General features: G+C 69.5%; 8 protein-coding genes and 1 pseudogene. 7 read left to right on the top strand and 2 right to left on the bottom strand.

The window, feature by feature from the left end:
• The 7 genes and pseudogenes from ACXAID_RS26260 to ACXAID_RS26230 all read left to right on the top strand — a co-directional run.
• Positions 1 to 481 (top strand): annotated as a pseudogene (locus ACXAID_RS26260) (ATP-binding protein); the annotation flags it as partial.
• Complete coding sequence (locus tag ACXAID_RS26255) at positions 478 to 876, top strand: serine protease inhibitor (protein WP_475025112.1); 399 nt, start codon at positions 478 to 480, stop codon at positions 874 to 876. The pseudogene ACXAID_RS26260 and the gene ACXAID_RS26255, both read left to right, overlap by 4 nt.
• 7 nt (positions 877 to 883) lie before the next feature.
• Positions 884 to 1252: a DUF742 domain-containing protein gene (locus ACXAID_RS26250; RefSeq protein ID WP_475025111.1), complete on the top strand. Its 369-nt coding sequence runs from the start codon at positions 884 to 886 to the stop codon at positions 1250 to 1252.
• Positions 1233 to 1808 (top strand): GTP-binding protein, encoded by a 576-nt coding sequence (locus ACXAID_RS26245; protein ID WP_475025110.1) that lies wholly within the window; start codon positions 1233 to 1235, stop codon positions 1806 to 1808. The genes ACXAID_RS26250 and ACXAID_RS26245 overlap by 20 nt, the downstream gene beginning before the upstream one ends.
• 4 nt (positions 1809 to 1812) lie before the next feature.
• Complete coding sequence (locus ACXAID_RS26240; RefSeq protein ID WP_475025109.1) at positions 1813 to 2367, top strand: pentapeptide repeat-containing protein; 555 nt, start codon at positions 1813 to 1815, stop codon at positions 2365 to 2367.
• Positions 2368 to 2462: 95 nt separating this feature from the next.
• A complete protein-coding gene (locus tag ACXAID_RS26235) occupies positions 2463 to 2930 on the top strand; it encodes an RrF2 family transcriptional regulator (RefSeq protein WP_475025108.1) in 468 nt (155 codons plus the stop codon).
• 5 nt (positions 2931 to 2935) lie between these two features.
• Positions 2936 to 4159 carry a globin domain-containing protein gene (locus ACXAID_RS26230; protein WP_475025107.1) on the top strand — a complete coding sequence of 408 codons (1224 nt, stop codon included), beginning with the start codon at positions 2936 to 2938 and terminating at the stop codon, positions 4157 to 4159.
• Here ACXAID_RS26230 and ACXAID_RS26225 read toward each other — a convergent pair.
• Together ACXAID_RS26225 and ACXAID_RS26220 are read right to left on the bottom strand one after the other, a co-directional pair.
• Positions 4156 to 4713, bottom strand: coding sequence for a TetR-like C-terminal domain-containing protein (locus ACXAID_RS26225; RefSeq protein WP_475025106.1), 558 nt, complete (start codon positions 4711 to 4713; stop codon positions 4156 to 4158). The two genes, ACXAID_RS26230 and ACXAID_RS26225, sit on opposite strands and share 4 nt — an antisense overlap.
• A gap of 113 nt (positions 4714 to 4826) precedes the next feature.
• A partial coding sequence (locus ACXAID_RS26220) for an ATP-binding cassette domain-containing protein (RefSeq protein WP_475025105.1) occupies positions 4827 to 6986 on the bottom strand: 2160 nt, incomplete at its 5' end.

Genomic DNA, 6986 nt, shown 5'->3' with positions numbered 1-6986 from the left:
CCCGGAGCCCGCCCAGCCGGCCGCCCCGGAACCCGTCGGCAGCGCACGCCACGCCGGCGGTGCGGTGCCCGACACCGACGACGCGATCTACCAGTCGATGCTCTCCGAATGGCTGGTCGACCCGCATGAGTTGTCCCACAGTGCCGACCTGAACTGGCAGTCCGTCTGGGACCACGGCTGGTCGGCGGCAGCGGCCGCCGAGGAGGCGCCGGTCGGTGAGCACACCGCCGAGGGCCTTCCGGTGCGCCGGCCCGGGGAACGGCTGGTGCCCGGCGCGGCCGGTCCGGAGGAGACGGCCCAGCACAACGGGGGCCGAACGCCGGTAGCATCGGCCGACCAGCCCGACGGTCCCGGCGGGGCTGCGCATACCGGTCCCGCGCGGGATCCCGAGGCCGTCCGCGCCAGCATCGGAAGCCACTTCGGTGGTGTGCACGCCGCGCGGTCGAGGACCCAGCAGACCGGAGGTACCCACAGCGAATGACGGCGCGCGATTCGCTCGACTGGCTGGTGTCCAGGTTCGCTCGTGAGGTGTCAGGGGTCTCGCATGCGATCCTGGTGTCCGCCGACGGCCTACTGATGGCGGCCAGCGAGCACATGCCGGGAGAACGTGCAGACCAGCTCGCCGCCGTGACGTCGGGGCTGGCCAGCCTGTCGACAGGGGCCGCCCAGCTCTTCGACGGTGGCTACGTCCTGCAATCGGTGGTCGAGATGGAGAACGGTTATCTGTTGCTGATGCGCGTCGGCGACGGATCCAACCTGGCCACGCTGGCGACCCGCAACTGCGACATCGGCCAGATCGGCTACGAGATGGCGATCCTGGTCGAGCGGGTGGGCGCGGTGATCCAGGCGCCGCGCCGGTCCGCGCAGCGTTCGTGAACAGCGCATGGCCGGCACCGACGGCGAGACCGCCGAACCCAGCCTGGTCCGCCCGTACACGCTGACCGCGGGGCGCACCGATTCGGCGGTGCCGTTGCCGCTGGAGGCGGCAGTGGGTGCGGTCATCGGGTCGCAGCAGCCTGGGTGGCCGGCCGATGATGTGCGGGGCCAGATCCTGGCGCTGTGCGGTTCGCGGCCGTCGGTCGCCGAGATCGCGGCGCATCTGAACCTGCCGCTTGGCGTGGCGCGGGTACTGGTGGGGGACCTGGTGGTGCAGGGTTATGTGCAGGTGCATGCCACCCTCGGCGAGGCCGCGACGGCCGACGAACGACGTGATCTGATCGGAAGGACTCTGCGTGGCCTCAGGGCGCTCTAGCGGGCAGGCGTCGACGAAGATCGTCATCTCCGGCGGATTCGGCGCCGGTAAGACGACGTTCGTCGGCGCGGTCTCCGAAATCGTGCCGCTCCGTACCGAGGCGCTGGTGACCAACGCCTCGGCAGGGGTGGACGGGCTGGATGCCACCCCGATGAAGTCGACCACGACGGTGGCGATGGACTTCGGCCGGATCAGCCTGGGCGAAGATCTGGTGTTGTACCTGTTCGGCACTCCCGGTCAGCGCCGGTTCTGGTTCATGTGGGACGACCTGGTGCGCGGCGCTATCGGCGCCATCGTGCTGGTCGACACCCGCCGGTTGGCCGACAGCTTCGCGGCCGTGGACTTCTTCGAGGCGCGCGGCCTGCCGTTCCTGGTGGCCGTCAACGAGTTCGACGGCGCGCCGCGTCACGCGCTGCCCGCGGTGCGCGCAGCGCTCGCGCTGGCCGATCACGTCCCGATCATCAGCGTCGACGCGCGCAGTCGCGAATCGGCCAAGGCCGCGTTGATCGCGGTCACCGAGTACGCGCTGAGCCGGTTGTCCACGGTGACCGGGTGACGGGGTGCACGATGTCGAGGTCGACCGGGAGTTCGACGGTGAGGATTTCCGCGACGAGGATCTGAGCCGGTTGCGCACCGAGCGGGTGGTGTTCACCGACTGCGACTTCTCCGGCGTCGACCTGGCCGACTCCGAGCACGAGGGATCGGCATTCCGGAACTGCGTGTTCCGTCGGACTTCGCTGTGGCACAGTACGTTCCGGCACTGCAGTTTCCTGGGTTCGACATTCGAGGAATGCCGGATGCGTCCGCTGACGCTCATCGAGGTGGATTTCACGCTCGCGGTCCTCGGTGGGGCCGACCTGCGTGAGGTGGATCTGTCGGACTGCCGGCTGCGCGAGACCAGCCTGGTCGGCACCGACCTGCGGCGAGCGGTGCTGGCGCGTGCGGATCTGACCGGGGTGCGCGCGCAGGACGCCAGGATGGAGGGCGCGGACCTGCGCGGGGCGCGTACCGACCCGGGCCTCTGGACCACCGCGAAGGTCCGCGGGGCCAAGGTCGACGTGGAGCAGGCGCTGCGGTTCGCGGCCGCGCACGGCCTCGAAATCCACGGCGGCTGACGAAAGAGCAGGTCAAAAAACCGCACGTCACGGGGTGTTTGACCGCACACCGAAAAAAGTCGCATTTCAGGTGCGCAATTAATAGCGTGCCAAGTATGCAGCTCACCCGGTTCACCGATCTCGGTCTGCGGGCGGTGATGCTGCTGGCCGCCGGTGAGGCCGACGGTCGCCGCGTCACCACCCGATCCATCGCCGCCGGCGCCAACGCCTCGGAGAACCACATCGCCAAGGCGGTGTCCCGGCTCTCCGAACTCGGGCTGGTCTCGGCCCGGCGCGGTCGCGTCGGGGGCCTGACCCTCACCGAGCAGGGCCGGCACGCGTCGGTCGGATGGCTCGTCCGCCGCCTCGAGGGTGACCGCGAAGTCGTCGAGTGCGGCGGCGCCGATCCATGCCCGCTGATGCCCGCCTGCCGGCTGCGTCGCGCGCTGGCCGAGGCCAAAGAGGCGTTCTACCGAGAGCTCGACCGCTACACCGTCAACGACTTGGCCCGGGGCGCAGGCCTTCCCATGCTTGCGCCGCTGTCCGTGCCCAGACCGCAGCACCCCACCACCGAAAGGACCTAGCACCCATGACCGAGACCGTCGTCGCCCCCGAACTCGAGCCCGCCCACAAGCAGCTCGTCGCCGCGACACTGCCGCTGGTCGGTGCGCACATCGACGAGATCACCGGCGAGTTCTACCGCCGCATGTTCGCCGCCCACCCCGAACTGCTGCGCAACCTGTTCAACCGGGGCAATCAGGCTCAGGGCGCCCAACAACGCGCGCTGGCCGCCTCGATCGCGACGTTCGCCACCCACCTCGTCGACCCGCAGCTGCCACACCCGGCCGAGCTGCTGTCCCGGATCGGGCACAAGCACGCATCGCTGGGGGTGACCGCCGACCAGTACCCGATCGTGCACGAGCATCTTTTCGCCGCCATCGTCGAGGTGCTCGGTGCCGAGACCGTCACCGCGGAGATCGCCGCGGCCTGGGACCGGGTGTACTGGATCATGGCTGAGACGCTGATCGACCTCGAGCGCGGTCTCTATCGCGCCGCGGGGGTGTCCGACGGCGACGTCTATCGTCGCGCGCGGGTGCTGGCCAGGGTGGACGATCCGTCCGGGACGGTGCTGATCACGGTTCGCGACGAGAGCCGCCGGGGCGCCGATTTCCTGCCGGGCCAGTACGTCTCGGTGGGCGTGACGATGCCCGACGGCGCCCGGCAGCTGCGGCAGTACAGCCTGGTCAACAACCCGGGCGACGGCGCGCTGACCTTCGCGGTCAAGCCCGTCACCGTGGTCGACGACCAGCCGGCCGGTGAGGTGTCCAGCTGGATCGCAGCCAACCTGCGCGTCGGGGACGTCCTGGACGTCACCGTCCCGTTCGGCGACCTACCGGCCCCCACCGGTGCGCAACCGCTGGTGCTGATCTCGGCCGGCATCGGCGTCACCCCCATGATCGGGGTGCTGGAATACCTGGCCGACCGGGCCCCGGATGCCCGGGTGCAGGTGCTGCACGCCGATCGCGGCGACCGCAGCCATCCGCTGCGGCAGCGCCAGCGGGAACTGACCGACCGGATGCCCCACGCCAGCCTCGACATCTGGTACGAGGACGGTCTGACGCACGGCGCCCCGGGAACACACGCGGGTCGGCTGCGCCTCGACGACGTCGAGATCGCCCCCGACGCCCAGGTCTATCTGTGCGGAAACAACGGATTCGTACAGGCCGTGCGCGCCCAGCTGACGGACCGGGGCGTCGGGGGAGAGCGGCTGCACTGCGAGCTGTTCTCACCCAACGACTGGCTGCTCGGTTAGCTGCGGAGCACGGAGCGGGCGACCAGATCGGCCAGCGACCTGCACATGGTCTCTGTCACCGGCTGGTCGCTGAACAGGGCGACGGTGTGCAACGGTGAGGTCAGCATCCTGATCGTCAGCTCCGGGTCGACACCGTCGCGCAGTTCACCGCGTTCTGCCGCTCGCTGGAAGAGCACCTGCACCGTCTTGTGGCGCAGCGCCCAGAACCTGCGCCTGGTTTCGAAGTCGGGTCCGTGGGATCTGCTGTCGACCACCATCATCCGGAGGAGCCTGCGCCCGACGGGCTGGTTGAGATGTTCGGCAAGGGAAAGGGCCAGTGCGGTGAAGTCTCCATGCAGCGAGCCGGTGTCGGGTGGCTCGAACAGTTTCTGGCTGAAGCTGAGCATGGCATCGATGATGAGTTCGGTTTCCCCGCTCCACATCTGCCGAACGACCCCGGGCTCCAGTGCCGCGCGCGCAGCGGTGGCTTCGATGCTGAAGCGTTCCACGCCCCATTGCTGAAGCTCGACCAGCGCGGCGTCCAACACCGCCGCACGTCGCGATGGCTCCGTCACCTGTGTCCCCTCGTGCCCTCCGCCCCGGGCTGAGAGTACGGAAATCTCGACGGCACACCCAATGCTTCCGCCGATTTACCGGCTCGCGGGCGCGCCGGCCGCCCGCTTTGTCGTCAGGAGGCCTTGAGCCTGATCTTCCAGCGCACGAATCCGACATAGAAGATGCTGATCACCGCGAGCATCGCCATGTCGAACAGCCAAGCGCTCGACGTGTGCTCCCAGTGCCGGTCGTCCGGGGTCAACGGACCCGGCACCAGCCGGATCAGGTCGATGGTCGACGCCGACGCCGCGAAGCCCCAGCGCGCCGGAGTCGCCCAGGACATCTGGTCCAGGACGATCCGGTCGGTCACCGGGATCATCCCTCCGGAGAACACCAACTGGCTCATGATCGCCACGACCAGCAGCGGCATGATCTGCTCGGCAGAGCGGGCCAGCGCCGAGAGGGCCAGGCCGACCATCGCCGCCGCCACGCACGTCGCGGCGATGTCGACGAACAACTCGATGCTGCGGTTGCTCAGCACTGCGCCGCTGTCGACCGCCCCGGGGCCCCATCCTTTGCCCAGGATCGCGATCGACGTGACGATCGCGGACTGCACGATCGCGAATGCGGTGAACACGAACACCTTGGCGAGTAGGTAGGCGGTGGTCGACAACCCGACGGCCTGTTCGCGGCGGAAGATCGCGCGCTCGCCGATCAGCGCACGGATCGTCAGCGCGGTACCCATGAAGATCGCTCCGACGTTGAGCATCACCAGGATCTGCCCGGGTTCGTTCGGGGCGGCGCCACCCTCGATGGCCGGCACCGGGACTCCGAAGCCGACATCGCCGGGGACTGACAGCGACAACACGCCCATGATGAACGGCAGCATCATCAGGAACGCGAAGTAGCCGCGGTCGGACACCACCAGCCGTACCTGGCGGCGTGCGACGGTCGACAGCTGCCGGCGCACGCTGGTGCGCGTCGGATTCCCGAGCTCCGAGGGGGTGAGGGTGGGCGGCTGCGGCGGGGGTGGCCCGTGCTGGGCCAGGTAGCGCTGGTGCGCGCCGTCAGGATCACCGGCGACGTGGGAGAAGATGTCTGCCCAGTTGGTCGTGCCCATCGACGGGCCGATCTGGTCGGGCGGGCCGTAGAAGGCGGTCATCCCGCCCGGGGCCAGCAGCAGCACCTGGTCGCAGACGTCGAGGTAGGTCAGCGAGTGGGTGACCACGAGTACCACGCGCCCGGCGTCGGCCAGCTGGCGCAGCATCGTCATCACCTGGCGGTCCAGCGCGGGATCGAGCCCGGAGGTCGGCTCATCGAGGATCAACAGCGACGGTCCGGTCAGCAGTTCGAGCGCGACGGAGGCGCGTTTGCGCTGACCACCGGAGAGCTTGTCGACCCGGCTGTTGGCGTGGTTGGTCATCTCGAGCTCTTCGAGGACTTGCGCGACCACTCTGGCGCGGTCTTCCTTCGTCGTGTCCGGGGGCAGGCGCAGCTCGGCGGCGTACATCAGCGCCTGGTTGACGGTCAGTTCGCCGTGGACGACGTCGTCCTGGGGAACCATGCCGATTCGGGAGCGCAGCGACGCGTATTCGGCGTGTATGTCGTGACCTTCGAACGTCACCGTGCCCGACGTGGGATGGGTGTAGCCGGCGACCTGGCGCGCGAACGTCGACTTGCCCGCGCCCGACGGGCCGATGACCGCGGTCAGGGTGCCGGGCCGCGCAGTGATCGAGATGTTGTCGAGCAGCGTCTTGTCGCCCTCGATGGTCCAGGTCACACCGCGCACGTCGAGGCCGCCGGTGGCGGTGTCGGCGGCGGTCTCGGTGCGACGGGCCAGCGCGCCGCCGTGGAATACCAGGTCGACGTTGCCGATCGTGACGGTGTCGCCATCGTTGAGCAGTGCGGTGTCGACCCGGGTGCCGTTGACGAACGTGCCGTTGATGCTGCGGTTGTCGCGGATCTCGGTCCCGGCGTCGGTGGGAACCAGCGTGGCGTGATGACGTGAGGCCAGCACATCGGGGATGACGATGTCGTTGTCACCGGCGCGGCCGATCCTGGTGGAGCCGGCCGGAGCCTCGGGTGGGCGGCCGGGTCGCAGGATCCGCAGCATGCTGGTCGCGATGTTGCCGTCGGCGGCGCGGGGCGCCGCGGCGGGTCCCATCACCGTCGCCGAGGTCTCCATGGCGGGCGAGGAGATGGGCTGGGATGCCGCGGGCTGGGACACCGACGGGGGTGGCGCCGGCGCGGGCGCGGATCGGGGTGGCGCCGGCTGGGGTGCCGAGTGCGCGGC

Source organism: Mycobacterium sp. ABE4_509 (assembly GCF_056160785.1).
The sequence above is the reverse complement of the archived record's forward strand: the minus strand, read 5'-3'. Positions and strand labels throughout refer to the sequence as shown.

Bases quoted from the DNA above. Each gene is read 5' to 3' on its own strand.
- ACXAID_RS26255 (WP_475025112.1), top strand. From the start codon at position 478: ATGACGGCGCGCGATTCGCTCGACTGGCTGGTGTCCAGGTTCGCTCGT.
- ACXAID_RS26250 (WP_475025111.1), top strand. From the start codon at position 884: ATGGCCGGCACCGACGGCGAGACCGCCGAACCCAGCCTGGTCCGCCCG.
- ACXAID_RS26235 (WP_475025108.1), top strand. From the start codon at position 2,463: ATGCAGCTCACCCGGTTCACCGATCTCGGTCTGCGGGCGGTGATGCTG.
- ACXAID_RS26230 (WP_475025107.1), top strand. From the start codon at position 2,936: ATGACCGAGACCGTCGTCGCCCCCGAACTCGAGCCCGCCCACAAGCAG.